This window comes from Micromonospora sp. CNZ296 (assembly GCF_007827635.1).
In genome coordinates, this window is record NZ_VISW01000006.1 from 100,544 (window position 1) to 120,771 (window position 20,228).

13 protein-coding genes are annotated in these 20,228 nt (G+C 74.6%); 6 read left to right on the forward strand and 7 right to left on the reverse strand.

Features of this window, described 5'->3' with window-relative positions; translation table 11 throughout:
• Positions 1-137 precede the first annotated feature (137 nt).
• The 3 genes from FB455_RS12330 (at position 138) to FB455_RS12340 (ending at position 5,439) form a co-directional block, all read left to right on the forward strand.
• Positions 138-566, forward strand: coding sequence for a Fur family transcriptional regulator (locus FB455_RS12330; RefSeq protein WP_013286851.1), 429 nt, complete (start codon positions 138-140; stop codon positions 564-566).
• Between the two features lie 23 nt (positions 567-589).
• Positions 590-2,866, forward strand: a complete 2,277-nt coding sequence (katG, locus tag FB455_RS12335; RefSeq protein WP_030268453.1) for a catalase/peroxidase HPI — start codon at positions 590-592, stop codon at positions 2,864-2,866.
• A 368-nt stretch (positions 2,867-3,234) separates the two neighbouring features.
• Positions 3,235-5,439 carry a carbohydrate-binding module family 20 domain-containing protein gene (locus FB455_RS12340; RefSeq protein WP_013286849.1) on the forward strand — a complete coding sequence of 735 codons (2,205 nt, stop codon included), beginning with the start codon at positions 3,235-3,237 and terminating at the stop codon, positions 5,437-5,439.
• Between the two features lie 53 nt (positions 5,440-5,492).
• On the opposite strand, the gene FB455_RS12345 is transcribed toward FB455_RS12340, so the two are convergent.
• Positions 5,493-6,014 carry an RICIN domain-containing protein gene (locus tag FB455_RS12345; protein ID WP_013286848.1) on the reverse strand — a complete coding sequence of 174 codons (522 nt, stop codon included), beginning with the start codon at positions 6,012-6,014 and terminating at the stop codon, positions 5,493-5,495.
• Positions 6,015-6,208: 194 nt separating this feature from the next.
• Between FB455_RS12345 and FB455_RS12350 the strand changes: the two genes are divergently transcribed.
• Positions 6,209-8,983 (forward strand): LuxR family transcriptional regulator, encoded by a 2,775-nt coding sequence (locus tag FB455_RS12350; RefSeq protein WP_145753433.1) that lies wholly within the window; start codon positions 6,209-6,211, stop codon positions 8,981-8,983.
• On the opposite strand, the gene FB455_RS12355 is transcribed toward FB455_RS12350, so the two are convergent.
• The 4 genes from FB455_RS12355 to FB455_RS12370 all read right to left on the reverse strand — a co-directional run bounded on the left by FB455_RS12355 (position 8,911) and on the right by FB455_RS12370 (position 11,760).
• Positions 8,911-10,131, reverse strand: a complete 1,221-nt coding sequence (locus tag FB455_RS12355) for an MFS transporter (protein WP_013286845.1) — start codon at positions 10,129-10,131, stop codon at positions 8,911-8,913. The genes FB455_RS12350 and FB455_RS12355 overlap by 73 nt on opposite strands.
• A 79-nt stretch (positions 10,132-10,210) precedes the next feature.
• Positions 10,211-10,684, reverse strand: a complete 474-nt coding sequence (locus FB455_RS12360) for a hypothetical protein (protein ID WP_013286844.1) — start codon at positions 10,682-10,684, stop codon at positions 10,211-10,213.
• A gap of 33 nt (positions 10,685-10,717) precedes the next feature.
• Positions 10,718-10,906 carry a hypothetical protein gene (locus tag FB455_RS12365; protein WP_013286843.1) on the reverse strand — a complete coding sequence of 63 codons (189 nt, stop codon included), beginning with the start codon at positions 10,904-10,906 and terminating at the stop codon, positions 10,718-10,720.
• Between the two features lie 41 nt (positions 10,907-10,947).
• The gene (locus FB455_RS12370) at positions 10,948-11,760 is read right to left on the reverse strand and encodes a hypothetical protein (RefSeq protein ID WP_244879619.1); all 813 of its coding nucleotides are present in this window, start codon (positions 11,758-11,760) and stop codon (positions 10,948-10,950) included.
• 110 nt (positions 11,761-11,870) lie between these two features.
• On the opposite strand from FB455_RS12370, the gene FB455_RS12375 reads away from it, so the two are divergent.
• Complete coding sequence (locus tag FB455_RS12375) at positions 11,871-14,531, forward strand: cation-translocating P-type ATPase (protein WP_013286841.1); 2,661 nt, start codon at positions 11,871-11,873, stop codon at positions 14,529-14,531.
• A gap of 33 nt (positions 14,532-14,564) precedes the next feature.
• On the forward strand, positions 14,565-15,446 hold the full coding sequence (locus FB455_RS12380; RefSeq protein ID WP_013286840.1) for a universal stress protein: 882 nt from the start codon (positions 14,565-14,567) through the stop codon (positions 15,444-15,446).
• 48 nt (positions 15,447-15,494) lie between these two features.
• Here FB455_RS12380 and FB455_RS12385 read toward each other — a convergent pair whose 3' ends face one another.
• A complete protein-coding gene (locus tag FB455_RS12385) occupies positions 15,495-15,794 on the reverse strand; it encodes an STAS domain-containing protein (protein WP_013286839.1) in 300 nt (99 codons plus the stop codon).
• Entirely contained in the window at positions 15,791-19,939 is a 4,149-nt protein-coding gene (locus tag FB455_RS12390) for a SpoIIE family protein phosphatase (RefSeq protein ID WP_145753435.1), read from the reverse strand. The genes FB455_RS12385 and FB455_RS12390 overlap by 4 nt, the downstream gene beginning before the upstream one ends.
• Positions 19,940-20,228 lie beyond the last annotated feature (289 nt).

The window sequence follows — 20,228 nt, forward strand, 5'->3', positions numbered from 1 at the left end:
CTTCTCCGGGGAGGGGGTGCCGCGTCGCGAGGCGCGCGGCACCCCCGTTTTCGTGCGCCCGGACCCTGCTGGTGTGACGGCCGACACACCTGGGCAAAAACTTGATTCATTCCAAAAGACCGGACTAAGGTCGTCGCATGACGGCCGACTTCGAGACGCAGCTCCGGGCGGTCTCGTTGCGGGTGACCCGGCCCCGCGTGGCGGTGCTGGCCGCGCTGCGTGACCACCCGCACGTCGACACCGACACGGTGATCGCCCTGGTCCGCGCCGAGCAGCCCACCGTGTCCCACCAGGCGGTCTACGATGTGCTCCGGGCACTCACCGACGCCGGGCTGATCCGGCGCATCCAGCCGGCCGGCGCCACGGCCCGCTACGAGTCGCGGGTGGGAGACAACCACCACCACGTCGTGTGCCGTTCCTGCGGCGCCATCGCCGACGTCGAGTGCGCCGTCGGCCGCGCCCCCTGTCTCACCGCCTCCGACGACCACGGCTTCGTGGTGGACGAGGCGGAGGTCGTCTACTGGGGCACCTGCCCCGGCTGCGCGGCCGACCGCACCGCCCAGTGATCCGCCAGTTCGGAAGGAAGCAGATGAGCGACACCCAGGACAACCGGCCCGTCAGCCCGCAGGGCGTGGACGCCAAGGAGGCGGCCGGCTGCCCGGTCGCGCACGACTCCGTGACCGCGCACGGCAGCGAGAGCGAGAACCCGGCGATCGACTCGCCGACCCCGAAGACCGGCGGTCGTCCGCGCAGCAACCGCGACTGGTGGCCCAACCAGCTCGACCTGTCGGTGCTGCACGCCCACTCGTCCAAGGGCAACCCGCTGGGCCCGGAGTTCAGCTACGCCAAGGAGTTCGCCAAGCTCGACGTCGAGGCGCTCAAGCGGGACATCACCGAGGTCCTCACCACCTCGCAGGACTGGTGGCCGGCCGACTTCGGCCACTACGGCGGCCTGATGATCCGGATGAGCTGGCACGCCGCGGGCACCTACCGCATCGAGGACGGCCGCGGTGGCGCCGGCGACGGCGGGCAGCGCTTCGCCCCGCTGAACAGCTGGCCGGACAACGCCAACCTGGACAAGGCCCGCCGGCTGCTCTGGCCGGTCAAGCAGAAGTACGGCCAGAAGATCTCCTGGGCCGACCTGCTGGTGCTCGCCGGCAACGTGTCCCTGGAGTCGATGGGCTTCAAGACCTTCGGCTTCGGCTTCGGCCGTGAGGACGTCTGGGAGCCGGAGGAGATCTTCTGGGGCCCCGAGGACACCTGGCTGGGCGACGAGCGCTACGCCTCCGAGAAGGACATGGTGGCCGGCGTCGGCGCGACCGAGATGGGTCTGATCTACGTCAACCCGGAGGGCCCGCGCGGCAACGCCGACCCGCTCGCCGCGGCGCACTTCATCCGCGAGACGTTCCGCCGGATGGCGATGAACGACGAGGAGACCGTCGCGCTGATCGCCGGCGGCCACACGTTCGGCAAGACCCACGGCGCCGGCCCCGCCGACCGGCACGTCGGCCCCGAGCCGGAGGCCGCGCCGCTGGAGGCGCAGGGCCTGGGCTGGCTGAGCACGTACGGCGAGGGCAAGGGCGGCGACACGATCACCAGCGGCCTCGAGGTCACCTGGACCGACAAGCCGACCCAGTGGAGCAACCGCTTCTTCGAGATCCTCTTCGGCTACGAGTGGGAGCTGACCACCAGCCCCGGTGGCGCCAAGCAGTGGGTGGCCAAGGACGCCGATGCGATCATCCCGGACGCCCACGACCCGTCGAAGAAGCACAAGCCGACCATGCTCACGACCGACCTGTCGCTGCGCGTGGACCCGGCGTACGAGAAGATCTCCCGCCGCTTCCTGGAGAACCCGGACGAGTTCGCGCTGGCGTTCGCCAAGGCCTGGTACAAGCTGCTGCACCGTGACATGGGCCCGGTCAGCCGCTTCCTCGGCCCGTGGGTGCCCGAGGCCCAGCTCTGGCAGGACCCGGTGCCGGCCGCCGCGCACGACCTGGTGAACGACGCCGACGTCGCCGCGCTCAAGGCGAAGGTGCTGGAGTCCGGCCTCACCACCGCCCAGCTCGTCTCCACCGCCTGGGCCTCGGCCGCGAGCTACCGCTCCACCGACAAGCGTGGTGGCGCCAACGGCGCGCGGATCCGGCTGGAGCCGCAGCGCAACTGGGAGGTCAACCAGCCCGAGCAGCTCGCCACCGTGCTGGCCACCCTGGAGGGCATCCAGCAGGAGTTCAACGCCGCTGGCGGCGCCCAGATCTCGCTCGCTGACCTGATCGTGCTGGCCGGCTCGGCCGCTGTCGAGCAGGCGGCGCGCGACGCCGGCGTCGAGGTGACTGTGCCGTTCCACCCGGGTCGTACCGACGCCACTCAGGAGCAGACCGACGTCGAGTCGTTCCGGGTGATGGAGCCGCGCGCCGACGGGTTCCGCAACTACCTGCGGCCGGGCGAGAAGACCCAGCCGGAGGTGCTGCTCGTCGACCGCGCGTACATGCTGAACCTGACCGCGCCGGAGATGACCGTCCTGGTCGGCGGCCTGCGCGCGCTCGGCAACAACGTCGGCGGCGCCGCGCACGGCGTGCTCACCGACCGGCCCGGCGTGCTCACCAACGACTTCTTCGTCAACCTCCTCTCCCCGGGCACCCGGTGGAAGGCGGCGGAGTCCGAGGAGCACGTGTACGAGATCCGCGACCTGGCGACCGACCAGGTGAAGTGGACCGCCACCGCGGTCGACCTCATCTTCGGCTCCAACTCGCAGCTGCGGGCGCTCGCCGAGGTCTACGCCAGCGACGACGCGCGGGAGAAGTTCGTCCGCGACTTCGTCGCCGCCTGGACGAAGGTCATGGAGCTGGACCGCTTCGACCTGGCCTGATCCGTCACATCTGAGCGAGCCCCGGTCCGTCGCGACGCGACGGACCGGGGCTCGTCCGTGTCCGGCGGGTGCCGGGCGCACCCGGCCCGCAAACGCTGGAAAATCTGCTCGGAAGTTGCGATCGTCCCGCGAAGCGGGTCGTCCCGTCCCGAGCAGCGGGAATCGCCTCCGGCGCCCGATCGTCCGGTCCAGCGTGGATCGCCGCTGGTGGCCGGGAATCCGAGCCCACTCGTGTTGCCTGCTGGTTTCGAAAACTTTGCCGCAAGCTCTTGCAAAGACTTTCATGGATGGCGCATGGTGTTCGCTACCCGGGACGGCCGCCCCACCCCCGCTCACCCTTTCGAACCCACGGAAGAGGTCCCCCGACCATGCAATCCGCCAGGCCACACCCCCGTGGCCGCGCCGGTCGCCTGCTGCTCGCCGCCGCGCTCGTCGCGGCCGGCGGCACGGTCGCCGTCGCCGCTGCCACCACCACCCCCACCCCCGCCCGCGCCGCCGTCGTCCTGAACGACAGCGAGGTGACCGCCAACCTCTGGGAATGGAACTGGAACTCGGTCGCCGCCGCCTGCACCGACCACCTCGGACCGGCCGGCTACGGCGCGGTGCAGGTGGCGCCGCCGCAGGAGTCGGTGAAGCTGCCCGCCAGCGCCGACGGCGCCTACCCCTGGTACGAGGTGTACCAGCCGGTGTCGTACAAGCTGGACAGCCGGTTCGGCAACCGCCAGCAGTTCGCCGCCATGGTCACCGCGTGCCACAACGCCGGTGTGCGCGTCTACGTCGACGCGGTCGTCAACCACATGGCCGGCACCAACAACCCGGCCGGCACGCGCGGCTACGCCGGCACCGAGTTCTCCGGCTACAGCTACCCGGCCGTGCCGTACGGCGCCGGCGACTTCCACCGCCCCGGCGACAACTGCCCGACCGGCGGCGCGATCAGCGACTGGAACAACGAGGCCCAGGTGACCAGCTGCGAGCTGCTGTCGCTGTCCGACCTCTACACCGAGAAGGAGGCGGTCCGCAACAAGATCGCGGGCTACCTCAACGACCTGATCGGGCTCGGCGTAGACGGCTTCCGGGTCGACGCGGTCAAGCACATCCGCAAGGACGACTTCGCGGCCATCCTGGGCAAGCTGAACAACACCGTCGCCGAGGGCCGGCGTCCGTACGTCGCACAGGAGATCTTCGACGGCGCCAGTAATCCCGCGTTGCAGGCCCGGGCGTACATCGGCAACGGCGACGTGCTCGACTTCGCGTACGCCAAGGGCATCCGCTCGGCGTTCCAGGGCTCGATCTCGGCGCTGGCGAACGTGCCGAACTGGAACCTCGACGCGCCGAGCGCCAACGTCTTCGCCATGGTCACCAACCACGACCTGGAGCGCGACGGTGTGGTGCTGTCGTACAAGAACGGCACCGACTACGTGCTGGCGAACTACTTCGCGCTGGCCTACCCGCACGGCAAGCCGTCGGTCTACGACAGCTTCACCTGGTCCAACCGCAACCAGTCCCCGCCGCACGACGGCACCGGACGGGTCACCGACACGACCTGCGGCGCCGCCTGGAACTGCCTGAGCCGCACCACCGGCGTCAAGGGCATGGTCGGCTGGGCCAACGCCGCCCGGCCGGTGAAGACCGTCTCGGACTTCACCACAGTGAACAGCAACGTGATCGGCTTCCACCGGGGCGACCGGGCCTGGATCGGCGTCAACGACTCCGGCTCGGCCACCACCGCCACCTTCGTCACCGGGCTCGCCGACGGCCGGTACTGCGACGTCATCTCCGGCGTCGCCACCGGCAGCGGCTGCACCGGCTCCACGGTGACCGTGTCCGGCGGCCGGGCCACGGTGACCCTCCCGGCCAACGACGCGGTCGCGATCCACGTGAACGCCCGGCCGGGTGCCAGCCCGTCCCCGACCGCCTCCCCGACCGTGTCGCCGACGGCCTCCCCGACCGCGTCCCCCACGGTCAGCCCGGGTGACCGGATCGCCACCACGTTCACCGTCGCCGCGAACCTGGCCGCCGGGCAGGACGTCTACGTCGTCGGCAGCATCCCCGAGCTGGGCTCGTGGACGCCCGCGAACGGCGTCAAGCTCGCCGCGCAGGGCGGCGGCACCTACCGCGCCACCGTCAGCCTGCCCCGGTCCACCGGCGTGGAGTTCAAGTTCGTCAAGCTGACCACCGCCGGTGCGGTCACCTGGGAGTCCGGCGCGAACCGGACGCTCACCACGCCGGCCACCGGCACGTACGCGGTGACCGAGACGTTCCGCGGCGACACCGTCAGCACGGCTGTGGCCACCACGTTCTCCGTCACCGCGACCACCGTCTACGGACAGAACGTGTTCGTGGTCGGCAACGTCCCGGCGCTCGGCGGCTGGAACCCGTCCGCCGCCGTCGCCCTCTCGCCCGCCGCCTATCCGGTCTGGCGGGCCACGGTCGACCTGCCCGCGAACACCGCTGTCGAGTACAAGTACGTCAAGAAGAACCCGGACGGCACGGTGATCTGGGAGTCCGGCGCGAACCGGACGTTCACCACGCCGGCCGGCGGCACCCGGGCCGTCAGCGACACCTGGCGCTGACGATCGTGCGGCCCGTCCCCCTCACCCCTGGGGACGGGCCGCATCCGCGCCGGTCAGACGGCCGCGAACGACCAGACCTGGGCCGGGTTGCCGAAGCCGGTGCAGCGGTAGATCTGGACGGTCGCGCCGTCGGCGTCCGATCCGCCCCGCACGTCCATGCACCGGCCGCCGATCTGCGACTTGATCTGGTGCACCCCCGCGAAGGAGTTCGGGTCGACCGTCCACTTCATGCTCGACGTGCCGGTGCAGGCCCACTGCTGCAACGGCGTGCCGTCGGCGTTCACCCCGTTGCGGACGTCCACGCACATGCCGCTGAACTGGTTGACGAACGTGTAGGTGTCCCTGCCCACCGGCGACCAGCGCTGCACGGCCTGGCCGTCGCAGGTGCGCTGCACGACCCGGCCGCCGAGCGACGACGGGGCGCCGGACCGGTCCACCTCCAGGCACTTGCCGCTGCCGTAGTTGACGATGGCGTAGTGGCCGGTCGCGGCCTGCGCCGGCGGGCCGGACGCCACCCCGAGCCCGGTGGCGAGCAGTCCCGCCGCCAGCACCCCGGCGGCTCTCTTCCCGATCATGGTGTCTCCCCTCGGAGTCGTGTCGCCGTCCCGGATGCGCCGGTGGTCACCGGCCGGACGACTGGGGACGACGCTAGGGATCCGCGACGGCCACCGGATCCGGGTTCCTCCTAGTCGACGAGGCCGCGCGAGCCTCCTGTCGGGTTCGCGTCGCGCCCGCCCGCCCTGACGACGCCGGCGGCTAGCGTGCGGTCATGGGCAGTGGTCCGGCGCCGGCCGGTGCCGTCGGCACGGCCACGGACACCGGCGGGGACGCCCTGCTCGGGCGCGCCGACGAGTGCCGGCGGCTCGGTGCGCTGCTGGCCGACGCGGTCGACGGTCACGGCGGCGCCCTGGTGGTGCGCGGCGCGGCGGGCGTCGGCAAGACGGCGCTGCTGGAGCACTGCGCCGCCCGGTCCACCGGGATGCGGGTGCTGCGCGCCACCGGCGCCCCGTTCGAGGCGGAACTGCCGTTCTCCGCGCTGCACCAACTGGCGCGCCCGCTGCTGCACCGGCTCGGCGATCTGCCCGCGCAGCAGGCCGACGCGCTGCGTACCGTCTTCGCCATCGGCGGCGGCTCCCGTCCGGTCAACCGGCTCGCCGCGTACGTGGCGACGCTGAGCCTGCTCACGACGGCGGCCGAGGACACGCCGGTGCTCTGCCTGGTCGACGACGCGCACTGGATCGACCCGGCCTCGGCGGAGGCGCTGCTGTTCACCGCCCGGCGGCTGCTCGCGGACCGGGTCGCCGTCGTCTTCGCGGCCCGCGACGCCCCCGCGTTCCCCGCGCCCGGCCTGCCGGAGCTGCCGCTGACCGGTCTGCCGCGGAACGACGCGATCCGGCTCGCCATGCGCGCCGGCCTGGACCCACGGGTCGCCGCCGACCTGGCGGCGGCCACCGCCGGCAACCCGCTCGCGCTGACCGAACTGCCGGCGACGCTGTCCGAGGAGCACCGCAACGGGTGGCTGCCGCTGCGGGAGCCTCTCGTGCTCGTCGAACGCATCGAGATGACCGTCCTGGCGCACGCCCGTGGGCTCCCCGACAACACCTGGCGCGCGCTCGTCGCCTGCGCGGTCACCGAGGCCACCACCCCGGCGCTGCTGGAGCGGATCCTGGCGGCGGACGGGCTGCGCCTGGGCGTGCTGGACCCGGCGGTCGACGCCGGGCTGATCCGGGTGACCGATCGCGAGGTGACGTTCCGCCACCCGCTGACCCGCGCCGCTGTGCACTCGGTCGCCGGCCCCGGCCGGCGGCGGGCCGCCCACCTGGCGGTGGCCGCGGCGCTCACCGGTGACGACACCGCCGACCGCCGGGCCTGGCATCTCGCGGCCGCCACCACAGTGCCCGACGAGGGCGTCGCCGCGTTGCTGGCCGACTCCGCCGAGCGGGCGCAACGCCGGGGCGGCGTGGTGGCCGAGGCGCGCGCGTACGAGCGGTCCGCCCGTCTCACACCGGACCCGGACGTACGCGCGTCCCGGCTCGCCGCCGCGTCCCGCGCCTGGGCCAACGCGGGCGCGAGCCGGCACGCGATCACGCTGGGGGAGGAGGCGATCGGGCTGACCCGGCGCGCCGACCTGCGTTGCCGGGTCAAGCCGTTGCTCGCCCACCTGGCGCAGCAGCACTGTGACACGGCGGGCGCCGAGGCGTACCTGGCCGACGCGCAGGCGTACGCGCAAGCGGATCCGCTCGGCGCGGCCCGGCTGATGAGCGCCCGCGTCAACCAGTTCTGGGCGCGGCTGGACGTCACCGGCATGGTGCCGCTGTGCGCGCGGGTGGCCGAGCTGGCCGCCGCGGACGCGGGCGCGACCTGGCCGAAGGGGCCGATCCGGCTGGCCGCGGCGCAGGTGCTGGCCGGGCTGCCCGAGGGGGTCGCGTCGGCCCGTGCCCTGGTCACCGCCTGCGCCGGCCACGCCGACGGCTCGGCGGCGGAGCTGGCCGAGGTGTTCTGCTGGATCGGGGAACACGACACCGCGCGTGCGCTGCTGGAACCGGAGATCGACCGGGCCCGCGCCACCGACGACGTGTTCCTGCTGGCGTACGCCCTGCCCCGGCTCGCCGGGCTGGAGTGGCGCACCGGCCGGCTGCACGCGGCGTACCAGGCCGCCGCCGAGGCGGTCCGGATCGCCGAGCAGGTGGCGCTTCCGGTGCTGCGGGCGGAGGCGCTGGCCGTGCTGGCCCTGGTGGAGGCGCTGCTCGGCGAGGAGCCGGAGGCGCTCGCGCACGTCGAGGACGCCCGTCGTCTCCTGCCGGGCGAGTTCCGGGAGATCGAGGTCCGGCTCCGCTACGCCACCGGGATCGCGGCGGTGGTGGGCGCGCGCTGGCACGACGCCGTGACCGAGCTGGAACGGGTCCGCCGGGCCCAGCGCGACGGCGGCATCGCCGAACCGGGGTGGCTGCCCGTCGCGGCCGAGCTGGCCGAGGCGTACGCGCACCTGTCCGACCCGCAGCGGTCGGCACGGCGGTTGCGCGACCTGGCCGGTACGGGTGGTGCCGCCGCCCGCGCCGCCTCCGCGCGCGTCGAGGGCCTGCTCGCCGGCGAACCGGACCTGGACGAGGTCTTCGCGGCGGCGCTGGCCCGGTGTGATCCCGCCGTCGTCCCGCTGGAACGGGCCCGGACGCTGCTGAGCTACGGGCAGCGGCTGCGCCGGGCCCGCCGTCGCCGGGACGCGCGGGTCCAGTTGCACGCCGCGCTGCGGTTGTTCGAGGCGCTCGGCGCACAGGGCTGGGCGCGGCGGTGCCGCACCGAGATCGACGCCACCGGCCGGCGGCCGCCCGAGCCCGGCGACCGGACCGTCGACCGGCTGACCGGCCAGGAACGCCTGATCGCCCTGCACGTGGCGGAGGGCCTGACGAACCGGGAGATCGCGGCCCGGGTCTTCCTGTCACCGAAGACCGTCGAGTACCACCTCGGCAACGTCTACCGGAAGCTGCGGCTGCGTTCCCGGCCGGAGCTGATCCGCCACCTGTCCGGCCCGCCGGCCGCCGGTTGACGACGCGGCCGGACGGCCGCCGCCAGTGCCGCGGCCAGGCACGCCACCGCGGCGAGCACCAGCGGCGGCCGGCCGCCGACCGCGACCGCCGCCGACCCGAGCGGGATGGCCAGCGTGATCGGGCCGAACATCGCGGTGTTCGCGGTCCCGGCGACCCGCCCGAGCATCGCCTGCGGCGTGTACGTCTGCACGGCGGTGACCGCCGCGACGAGCGTCCACGGCAGACCCACACCGACGACGACCGAGGCGGCCACAGTGCCCGGCCACCAGGGCAGGCAGCGCCCCAGACAGCCGGCGGCGAACAGGACCGCGCCCGCGGCACCGACCGTGATCTCGCCGTGGCGACGGACGAGCCGGCCGACGACGAGCCCGGCGAGCAGTGACCCGCCGCCCTGCGCGCTCGCCAGCACACCGAGGAACGTCGACGGCAGCGCCAGGTCCGTCACCACCACGTCGTACAGCGCTGCGGTGGTGAACCCGGACATCGCGATGGACACCGCCGCGAGCGCCACGGGTACGCGTACCGCCCGCCGGGCCAGCAGCGCGGCGAGGCCGTCCCGCACCCGCGCCGGGCGTGCGGCCGGGGGAGCGGGGGCGGTCCGCGTCAGGCGCAACGCGCCGTACAGGGCGGCCGCGAGCACCGGTACGGCGGCGGCGAGCACCGCGACGACGTGCCCGCCCCGCCACGCGTACAGGCCCGCCCCGGCCAGCGGCGCCACCAGCTTCATGCCCTCCTGTGCGCTCGACCGCCAGCCGTTGACGTCGGCCAGCCGGGCCGGGGGGAGCGCGGCGGGCAGCAACGCGGTCTCGCCGGCGTCGACGAGCACGTAGCCGATGCCGTAGGCGAGCGAGACGGCGTAGATCAGCCACGCCTCGCCGGGCCCTCGCACCGCCAGCAGGCTCAGCAGCGCGGCGGCGAGCGCGAGGTCGACACCGATCACCAGGGGACGCCGGGGCACCCGGTCGAGCAGGCCGCCGAGCCACGGTCCGGCCAGCGTCGGGGCGTAGACGCAGAGCCCGGCCAGCGCGGCGAGCCCGGTGGAACCGGTGAGATCGAGGATCCAGATGCCGGAGACCAGGGCCATGGCGCTGCCGCCGAGGCCGGACAGCAGCGAGACGGCCACGAACAGGACGGCGTTGCGGCGCATGGATCCCCCGAGAGGTTGAGTCTGGTGGACTCACATCCTCCGGAGTTGAGCCGTCCCGGGGCAATGCCTTGGGCGTACGTCAATATGATGTTGACAGCGCGGCGGCGATGCGCCGGGCGGCGTCGCGTGCCGGAGCGGGCAGCCGCCGCCCCGCCCCGGCCAGGTCGTCGGCGAGGTGCGCGGCCAGCGCGTACAGCGGCCCGGCGGGGGCGTCCAGCGCGAGCGCGCAGGTGCGGCGCGTCAACGCCGCGCGGGCGAAGCGCCCGTCCCACGCGCGGTCCGTCTCGATCCAGCGGTGCAGGTCGGTGACTGCCGCCCGCAGCACGGGCAGTTCGGGGGAGCCGCCCGGGTCGAGCCGGGCCAGGCGGGTCCGCCGGGCCGCCACGAGGCGTTGCCGGCGTTGCTCGGCGGCCTGCCGGCTGCCCAGGCCCAGCGCCCGCGCGACGTCGGCCCAGGTGGCGCCGTCGTGCCGGGCCCGGTCGATCAGGTCCAGCTCGCGGTCGTCCAGCCGGACCCCGGCCGCGGCGATCTCGGACAGGCGGTCCAGGGTCACCCGTCAACGCTACATTGACATCGGCCCGGCGCGTCAGTCCTCCGGGACGCCCGGGCCCACCTCGCCGCGCGCCAGGCGCTCGGCGTTGCGGTCGGCCTCACTCTCCGCGTTCTCCGCCCCGGCGCCCGGATCCCGGGTACGCCGCCCCTCGGCGTCCTGGAACACCTGCCCGCGCTCGAGCGCGCCCTCCTGCTGCCGCTGGAACTGCTCCGGATCAGTCATGACCGTCAGGTGCCCCGGCGGCCCCGCGGCAAACCGGTACGTCAGCGCGGCGGCGCCACGTAGAGGGCGGTCCGGCAGCCGGTCTCGCCCGGCTCCAGCCAGATCCGGTCGTACCCGGGACTCTCGATCTTCCCGGCCGGCGTGCGGACGAGCAGGAGACAGTCCCGCTCGGCGGGTACGCCGACGGCGGCGACGAGCGCGCCCTCGTGCACTGTCGTGTCGACGCTGATCCAGTCCTGTGGGAAGGCCGCCCGCACGGCGCCCGCAAGCGTGTCCGGGGTGGCGGTGCGCAGCACGGCGGTGAGCCGCTGCCGCCCGTCCTCGGGCACCCTCGGCACCGGCGCGGCGGTGGGCGGCGACGGAGCGGGGCCGCTCGGACAGTCGATCTCGTGGTACGTCGTGTAGCGGTAGAGCTCGAACTCGTAGCGGTAGCAGCGCGCGGCCTCACCGGCGCTGTTGCTCGCGCCACCGATCGACACCGGCGGCTGCTCCGGCACCGTCACCACGAACCGCACGTCGACGGTGGCCCGCTCGTTCCCGGCGGTGCGCCCGGACCAGGCCAGCGCCTCCCGCCGGACTGTCGCACCGCCGCCGGACGCGGCGTCCGTCGGCTCCTGGACGATCTCGGCCGCTGCGATCGACCCGGCGTCCCGCGCCCGGTTGCGGTGACCCAGCTCCGTGTTGAGCTGCTTCGCCTCCGCCGCCGCGGTGTCACGCGCCAGCGCGTCGCCGCTCTCCTCCCCGAACCCCCTCCCGCACCCCGCCGACGCGAGGAGGAGCACCGCGAGCGTCCACCGGACCCATCGGTGACGGGACAGAGGTGTCGGCTCGGTGGCGCTGCGTGTCCGGCTCACCGCGCCGACGTTACCGGCGCGCCGGGGGCCGCGCTGCCCCGTACGCGGGGGGCCGTTGGTCCCGGGTCCGACAGGCCCTCGGCCCTGCGAGCCACGTAGGTTCGCGCCGCATGCTGGGATTGCCCGGCGCGGGCGGCGACGACATGGAGGACGATGTGGTGATCAACGGCGGGCCGGCGACAGCGACGACGCCCACCGAGATCTCTCCGGCCCCCGCGACCGGGCTCGGCTCGGCCGAGGCGGCCGCCCGGCTGCGCGCCGACGGCCCGAACACCGTGGCCGCCCCGCGCAAGCGCGGGCTGGCCGGCCGGGTGTTCCGCCAGCTCACCGACCCGCTGGTGGCGCTGCTGCTGGCCGCCGCCGTGGTGACCACGCTGCTGCGCGACTACCCGGACACCGCGGTGATCGTGCTGGTCGTCCTGATCAACACCGCGATCGGCGTGGTGCAGGAGGTACGCGCCGACCGGGCCGTCGCCGCGCTGGACCGGCTCGCCGCACCGACCGCGCGTGTGGTCCGCGACGGCCGTGACCTCGTGCTGCCCGCCGCCGACCTGGTCCGCGGCGACCTGGTCCGGCTGGAGGCCGGCGACGTGGTACCCGCCGACCTGGAACTCACCGACGCGGTACGCCTCAGCCTGGACGAGTCGGCGCTGACCGGCGAGTCGGTGCCGGTGGCCCGGGTCGCGGGGGAGGAGGCCAGCGCCGGCACCGTGGTCACCACCGGCCGCGCCACCGGAACCGTGGTGCGCACCGGCGCGGCGAGCGCGCTGGGCCGGATCAGCGCCCTGGTCGCGGCGACCCGGCCGGCGCCCACCCCGCTGCAACGACGCCTGTCCTCGCTCGGCCGGGTGCTCGGCCTGACCGCCGTGGTGCTCTCCGGGCTGGTCTTCGCGATCGGCGTGCTCGACGGGCGGCCGGTCACGCAGATGGCCGTCACCGCCGTCAGCCTCGTGGTGGCGGCCGTACCGGAGTCGCTGCCCGCCGTCGTCACGCTGGCGCTCGCCCTGGGTGCGCGCCGGATGGCCGGCAGCCGCGCCATCCCCCGTCGGCTGCACGCGGTGGAGACCCTCGGCTCGGTCACCGTGATCGCCTCCGACAAGACCGGCACGCTCACCGAGGGCCGGATGGCCGTGCAGTACGCGGTCGTCCCCGGCCGCGACCGCTACGCCGTCACCGGCACCGGCTACGCGCCCGACGGCGAGGTGCACCACCGGGGCGAGCCGGTGAGCGCCCCCGACGAGCTGCGCGCTCTCGCCCGCGCCGGGCTGCTCTGCAACGACGCCACAGTGACGCCGCCGACCGACGAGCGGCCCGAGTGGACGGCGATCGGTGACCCGCTGGAGGCGGCGCTCGTCACGTTCGGCGCCCGCTGCGGCCTGGACCCGGACACCACCCGCGACGCCTGGCCCCGCGTGGCGGAGGCCCCGTTCGACCAGGACCTGCGCCGGATGACCACGGTGCACCGCCGCTGCGACGGGCGCTACCTGGTGGTCTGCAAGGGCGCGCCGGAGAATCTGCTGGCCGCGCCGCTGGTGGACGCCGACGCCGCGGAACTGGCCGAGCTGACCGGCGCCGCGCACCGGCTCGCCACCGAAGGGCTGCGCGTGCTGGCGGTGGCCTCCGCGGTGGTCGACACCCTGCCCGACCCGGCCCGGCCGACCGGCCTGCGCCCCCTGGGCCTGGTCGCGGTCGGCGACCCGCTGCGCGCCGCGGCCCCCGGCATCGCCGCGGGCTTCGAGGAGGCCGGCATCCGGCTTGTCCTCATCACCGGCGACCACCCCGCGACCGCCGCCGCCATCGGCGGACGGCTCGGGCTCTGGCGCGACGGCGACCCGCTCGCCAACGGCGACGACGGCGACCCGGGCCGCGCCCACCCCGAGACCCGGGTGTACGCGCGGACCCAGCCGGAACAGAAGCTCGACATCATCGCCGGCCTCCAGAACCGGGGGCACGTGGTGGCGATGACCGGCGACGGCGTCAACGACGCCCCGGCGCTGCGCCGCGCGGACATCGGCGTGGCCATGGGCGGCGGCACCGAGGTGGCCCGGCAGGCCTCCGACCTGGTGCTCGTCGACGACGACCTGACCACCGTGGCGACCGCCATCGGCGAGGGCCGCCGGATCTACGACAACATCCGCCGGTTCCTGCGCTACGCGCTCGCCGGTGGCGTCGCCGAGATCGCGGTGATGCTGCTCGGCCCGCTGTTCGGCCTGCCGGTGCCGCTGCTGCCGGCGCAGATCCTCTGGATCAACCTGCTCACCCACGGCGTACCCGGGGTGGCGCTCGGCGCGGAACCGGCCGAGCCGGGCACGCTGCGCCGGCCGCCCCGCTCGCCGCAGGAGTCGGTGCTCGGCGCCGGCCTGGGCCGGGACGTGCTGGTCACCGGCGGGCTGATCGCCGCGGCGACGCTCGGCGCCGGGGTGTGGGCCGCGGCGGCCGACCGGCCGTGGCAGTCGGTGGTGTTCGTGGTCCTCGGCCTCGCCCAGCTCGGCGTGGCGCTGGCGGTCCGCGCGATCCGTACCCCGGGTTCGCGCGAGCGCAACCTCGCGCTGCCGGTGGCGGTAGCGATCTCCGCTGTGCTCCAGGTGGCGGGCGTGCTGCTGCCGCCCCTGCGCGAGCTGCTCGGCACCTCGCCGCTCAGCGCGCTCGACCTGCTCGCCTGCGCCGCGATCGGCGTGCTGCCCGGGCTGGTGCTGCGGCTGACCCGCCGCTTCCGCGGGACCAACGGCCCCCACGCCGGGCCCGCCGGCCCTGCCGGGCCGGCCGCCTGACCGGCAGGCTGAGGACGAGTGAAGGAGGACGACATGACGATCCACTCGCAGGCCCCCGTCGTGGTGGGCGTGGACGGCTCCGCCGCCTCGCTGGACGCGGTCCGGGTGGCCGCCCGCGAGGCCGCCGACCGGAACCGGCCGCTGCAGGTGGTGCACGCCTTCATCTGGCCGCTGACCCGCGCGCCGCTCACCCCGGCCCCGGGCGCGCCCGCCGGCGCCGGCCTGCGCAACCAGGCCGAACGGGTCGTCGCCGAGGCGGTCGCCGAGGCCGGCAAGGTCGCCCCGGACGTGCCTGTCACCGGCGTGGTGGTCGACGGCGCGCCGGCGGCGGTGCTGGTCGCCGAGTCCCGCGAGGCGGCGCTGATCGTGCTCGGCCACCGCGGTCTGGGCGGGTTCGCCGGCCTGCTGATCGGCTCGGTCACGCTCCAGGTGTCGGCCCGCGCGCACTGCCCGGTGCTGGTGACGCGCGGCGAGGCGCGCGCCGACGGCCCGGTCGTGGTCGGCGTGGACGGCTCCGAGCTGTCCACCGCGGCGGTCGGGTACGCGTACGAGGAGGCCGACCGCCGGGGCGCGTCGCTGATCGTGGTGCACGCCTGGCTGTACCCCACCCCGATCGGCCCCGGCGACATCCTGCCCCTGGTGTACGACCCGGAGGCGCTCGCCGAGGAGTCCCGGCGCGTCCTCGCCGAGTCGATCGCGGGCTGGGCCGAGCGTTACCCCGACGTGCCGGTACGGCAGCGGTCGCTGCGCGGCGCCCCGGCCCGGGTGCTTGTGGAGGAGTCGAAGGACGCCCAGCTCGTGGTGGTCGGCGCGCACGGACGTGGCGCGCTGGGCGGGCTGCTGCTCGGCTCGGTCAGCCACGCGGTGCTGCACCACGCCCACTCGCCGCTGGTGATCGTGCGCAACGGAACCTGACCCCGCGACCGCGCCCGACCCGCGACAGCGCCTGACGCCCCGACGGCGTCAGGCGCTGCGGACCGTGGTGAGGTCGGCCAGCCCGGAGATGGTCAGCAACGGCTCCAGCAGCGGGCCGGCGATCAGCGCGATCCGGTCGGCGTGCGGGAACAGCGCGGCCAGCCCGGCGCTGTCCAGGTACTCCACCTTGGTGAGGTCCACGACCAGGGGTTCGCCGTCGGGGCGTACGGCCTCGGCCAGCGCGTCGGCGAAGGCGGACGCGTTGCTCATGTCGATCTCACCGACGGCGGCCAGCACGCGGACGCCGTCGGGGCTGTCGCTCGTGGTCAGGGTCAGGGACGTGCTCATGGCGTGATCCTCGCCTGCATGTCGACGGTGGTGCCGGTGGCCCCCGGAGTGACGCTGATGTTGTCCATCAGCGCGCGCATGAGCACGAGTCCCCGGCCGCGGTGCGGGTCGGGAGGCTGGTCCCGGTCGCGCCAGTGTCCGCTGTCGGTGACGCTCAGGCGCAGGGCGCCGGCGGTGGCGGCGGCGCGCAGCCGGATCCGGCCGCCCGGGTTGTCGCGGTGCCCGTGCTCGATCGCGTTGGCGCACGCCTCCCCGGCCGCCACCAGGATGTTGTACGCGTGGGCCGGGGCCAGCCCGCAGCGGTCCAGCCATCCCCGCAGCGCGGTGCGGACCTCGGCCAGGCGCGTCGACTCGGCCGGGAACTCCAGTTCCAGCGGCCCGGGGTGACGGTAGAGCAGCAGGGCCACGTCGTCGTGGTAGCCGCCGTCCGGGGTGAGCCGGTCCATGATCTCGGTCGCCAGCACCTCGACCGGCGCGTGGTGGCCCTGCTGGATGGCGTCGGTGGCGCGGGCGATGCCGGCGGTGATCGGCTGGCGGCGGCGTTCCACCAGGCCGTCGGTGTAGAGCATCAGGGTGGCGCGCGGCGGGACCGTCGCCTCCGCCTCGGGACGTTCCTGCCCGGGGCGTACGGCCAGCGGCCGGGACCGGCCGTGCTGCAGCAGTTCGGGAGTGCCGTCGGCGCGGACCACGATGGCCGGTGGGTGACCGGCGCTGGAGTAGCGCATCAGGCCGGTGGCCGGGTCGAGGACGCCACAGAAGACGGTGGCGCAGGACGCCCCCGGCAGCAGCGCGGCGAACCGGTCCAGCGCCACGAGCGTCCGGGCCGGGCTCGGGTCCTGCAACAGCAGGGCACGGCAGGCGCTGCGCAGCTGCCCCATCACCGTCGCGGCCTGAAGGCCGTGTCCCACGCAGTCGCCGACCACGATGCCGATGCGCCCGTCCGGCAGCTCGACGGTGTCGTACCAGTCGCCGCCGACCTTGAGCGGCATCGCGGCGGGGGAGTACCGCACCGCGAAGCCGGCGGGGAGCTGCGCCGGGCCGAGGATCGCCCGTTGCAGGGCCAGCGCGGTCTCCCGCTGCTGGTCGATCTGGTGCACCCGGTGCAGCCCCTGCCCGATGTGGCCGGCCAGCAGCGCCAGCAGCGTCTGGTCCTGCTCGGTGAAGGGCCGCTTCTCGCCCAGGTCGATCCAGAGCGCCATGGTGCCGTGCGGATGTTCGACGGCGATGCCGGCGCCGTGCGTACGCGTCGCCACCGGGGTCAGCAGCGGGGTGTCCCGCAGCGCGAGCAACGCCTGCCGGCGCTGCGGCGGCAACGTCTCCCACCGGGCCGCCGGGTCGGTGGCGGTCACCTCGGGGGCGGGCAGGTCGCCGAAGACGGCGGTGAGCACGCCGGCGGCCCGCCACAGCTTGCGCAGCTCGTCCAGCACCCCGTGCAGCGCGTCGGTGAGGTCGTCGGCCTGCGACAGCCGCATGCTGAGCCCGGCCAGGGCGGTCTCCCGCTGCACCGCGTAGTGCTCGGCGGTGACGTCGCGGAACGTGCCGACGATCATCCGGCGGCCGCTGTCCGGGTCGTCGACCTGGTTGAACGCGGCCGAGATCCAGATCCGGTGCCCGTCGCGGTGGGTCACCGGCACGGTGTACGTGCCACGGGTCTGGCCCACGAGTCTCGAGAACGCCTCCGCCACCTGGCGGTGCGCCTCGGGCTCGGCCTCCCGGTCCGGCCACCACGGGTGCACCGCGGGGTAGGGCAGGTCCTCGGTTCCGTACCCGAGGATGCCGGTGAACGCCGCGTTGATCTCGACCACCGCGCCGTCCTCGTCGCAGACGAAGAACGCCTCCTGCAACGAGTCGACGAGCGCGGTACGCCAGCGGGCGTGGTGGTTGCGCAGCCGGGCCAGCTCCACGTTCGCGCGTACCCGGGCCAGCAGCTCGGCGGCCGGGAACGGCTTGACCAGGTAGTCGTCGGCGCCGGCCTCCAACCCCTCGATCGAGGCCTCCTGACCGGCGCGGGCGGACAGCAGCAGCACCGGAGTGCCGGCCGTACGCTGGTCGGCGCGCAGCGCGGCCACCAGTTGCAGGCCGTCGAGCCGGGGCATCATCACGTCGCTGACCACCAGGTCGGGGGTGTGCGCGCGGGCGGCGTCCAGCGCGGCCCGCCCGTCGGCGAAGGCCTGCACCTCGTGCCCGGCCGAGCGCAGCAGCCGGGTCAGGTACTCCCGCATGTCGGCGTTGTCGTCGGCCACCAGGACCCGGGCCGGCGCCCCACCGGGCAGCGGCTGGACCGGCCCCTCGGCCGGGTCGCCCTCGCCGACGGCGGCGCCCGGGTCGGCGGGCAGCCAGCGCAGCGCCTCCTGCACGAACGGCTCGGCCGACACCGGCGCCCGGCCGGTGCCCGCCGGGGCGAGCGCGTCGGCGGGCAGGTGGGCGGTGCCGAACGGCAGCCGGATCGTGAAGATGGTGCCCCGGCCCACCGCGCTGGACGCGTCGATGTCGCCGCCGTGCAGCGTGACCAGCTCCTGGACCAGGGCCAGGCCGATGCCGCTGCCCTCGTCGGAACGGGAGCGGGCGTTCTCGATGCGGTGGAACCGCTCGAACAGGCGCGGCATCTCGTCGGCGGGTACGCCGATGCCGGTGTCGGAGATCCGCAGCACCGCCGCGTCGCCCTCGGCGCGCAGCTCCACCCGGATCGTGCCGTCGAAGGTGAACTTCAGCGCGTTGCTGAGCAGGTTCAGCACCACCTTCTCCCACATGCCGCGGTCCAGGTGCACCGGCTCGGGCAGGGGCGGGCAGTCGACCTCGAAGGACAGACCGGCCCGTTCGATAGCCGACCGGAAGACGCTCGCCAGGTCGGCGGTCACCGCGGCCAGGTCCACCGGCTCGTAGCGGGCCTGCATCCGCCCGGCCTCGATGCGGGAGAAGTCGAGCAGGCTGTTGACCAGCTTGCCCAGGCGCAGCCCGTTGCGGCGGATGACGTCCAGCTCGGCGCGGACCTGCTCGTCGGCGCCCTGCAACCGGCCGCGCAACTCGTCCAGCGGTCCCATGATCAAGGTGAGCGGGGTGCGGAACTCGTGACTGATGTTGGAGAAGAACGCGGTCTTCGCGCGGTCCAGCTCGGCGAGTTCCTCGGCCCGCCGCTGCTGCGCCTGGTAGCTGCGGGCGCTGGCGATCCCGGTGGCCAGATGCCCGGCGGTCAGCTCGACGAAGCCGCGGTACCCGTCGTCCAGCGCCCGGTAGCGGTTCAGCCCGGCGACCAGGAACCCGTACGGCGCTCCGCCCTGCTGGCGCAGCGGCACCAGGAGCGCCTCGGCCGGCGCGGCGGGCCAGACACCGGCGGGCAGGTCCGTGAAGGCGGGGCCGTCGAGCGCGACCCGCACCGACTCGCCCTCGGTGAGGGCGCCGGCCGGCCACGGCGCGGCCGGGTCGCCGGGGGACAGCGTGGCGGGGGCCGCCGGATGGCCCGCCGCCAGCCCGGTCGCCTCCACCAGCCGGGCGCCGCCGTCGTCGTCGTACAGGTAGGTGAGCGTGAACGGCAGGTCCTGCGGGTTGCGGGCCAGCTGGCGGCTGACGAACGCGAGCGTCTCCTGTTCGGTGCGGATGACGCTCGGGTCCGAGCCGAGGTCGCGCAGCGTGGCCATCCGCCGCTCACCGATGACCCGCTCGGTGTCCTCGCTGACCACACAGAGCATCCCGACCAGGCTGCCGTCGTCGGCGCGCAGCGGGCTGTAGGAGAACGTGTGGTACGTCTCCTCCCGGTAGCCGGCGCGCTCCAGGAACAGCAGCAGGCCCTCGTCCCAGGTCGCCTCGCCGGTGCGCAGCACGGTGTCGACACGAGGGCCGATGTCGTCCCAGATCTCCGCCCATACCTCGTTCGCCGGCAGCCCCAGCGCCCACGGGTACTTGCGGCCGAGCGTGTCCCGCCGGTAGGCGGCGTTGCAGAAGAAACTGAGCTGCGGCCCCCAGGCCATCCACATCGGGAACCGGGAGGACAGCAGGATCCGCACCGCGGTCCGCAGGCTCTGCGGCCAGGTGTCCGGCGGGCCCAGGGGGTGCGCCGACCAGTCGATCCGCGCCAGGTCCGGCCCGATCTCCGCGTCCACGGCGAAGACGTCGGCACGCGTACGCGGGTCGGTGTCAGCGCCGCTCATCGCCCGAGTCTCCCCCACCCCGTCCGGTCCCGCTCGTCCGGGCCGCGTCGCGGCCTCGTGGTCGCTTCTTGCCCCGTCGCGCCCCCGGCACTCCACCCGGGGCGGGGAGATCTGACTCACGTGACGGCAGCGGGTCAGGGAAGGGGTTCGTGGTGCGGCAAAACGAAAGGCAAGGAGACAACTCTCCTCGCCACTATCAACGTATATCGCACCCCGGGTCTTGCCGCAAGGCCCCGGTGATGCCGCAGAATCAGCGGCCGATGCGGGTCGAGCTGCGAAAACGGGGGCA

Coding starts and splice junctions, on each gene's coding strand:
- FB455_RS12330 (WP_013286851.1), top strand. CDS start 138: ATGACGGCCGACTTCGAGACGCAGCTCCGGGCGGTCTCGTTGCGGGTG.
- katG (WP_030268453.1), top strand. CDS start 590: ATGAGCGACACCCAGGACAACCGGCCCGTCAGCCCGCAGGGCGTGGAC.
- FB455_RS12340 (WP_013286849.1), top strand. CDS start 3,235: ATGCAATCCGCCAGGCCACACCCCCGTGGCCGCGCCGGTCGCCTGCTG.
- FB455_RS12345 (WP_013286848.1), bottom strand. CDS start 6,014: ATGATCGGGAAGAGAGCCGCCGGGGTGCTGGCGGCGGGACTGCTCGCC.
- FB455_RS12350 (WP_145753433.1), top strand. CDS start 6,209: ATGGGCAGTGGTCCGGCGCCGGCCGGTGCCGTCGGCACGGCCACGGAC.
- FB455_RS12355 (WP_013286845.1), bottom strand. CDS start 10,131: ATGCGCCGCAACGCCGTCCTGTTCGTGGCCGTCTCGCTGCTGTCCGGC.
- FB455_RS12365 (WP_013286843.1), bottom strand. CDS start 10,906: ATGACTGATCCGGAGCAGTTCCAGCGGCAGCAGGAGGGCGCGCTCGAG.
- FB455_RS12375 (WP_013286841.1), top strand. CDS start 11,871: ATGCTGGGATTGCCCGGCGCGGGCGGCGACGACATGGAGGACGATGTG.
- FB455_RS12380 (WP_013286840.1), top strand. CDS start 14,565: ATGACGATCCACTCGCAGGCCCCCGTCGTGGTGGGCGTGGACGGCTCC.
- FB455_RS12385 (WP_013286839.1), bottom strand. CDS start 15,794: ATGAGCACGTCCCTGACCCTGACCACGAGCGACAGCCCCGACGGCGTC.
- FB455_RS12390 (WP_145753435.1), bottom strand. CDS start 19,939: ATGAGCGGCGCTGACACCGACCCGCGTACGCGTGCCGACGTCTTCGCC.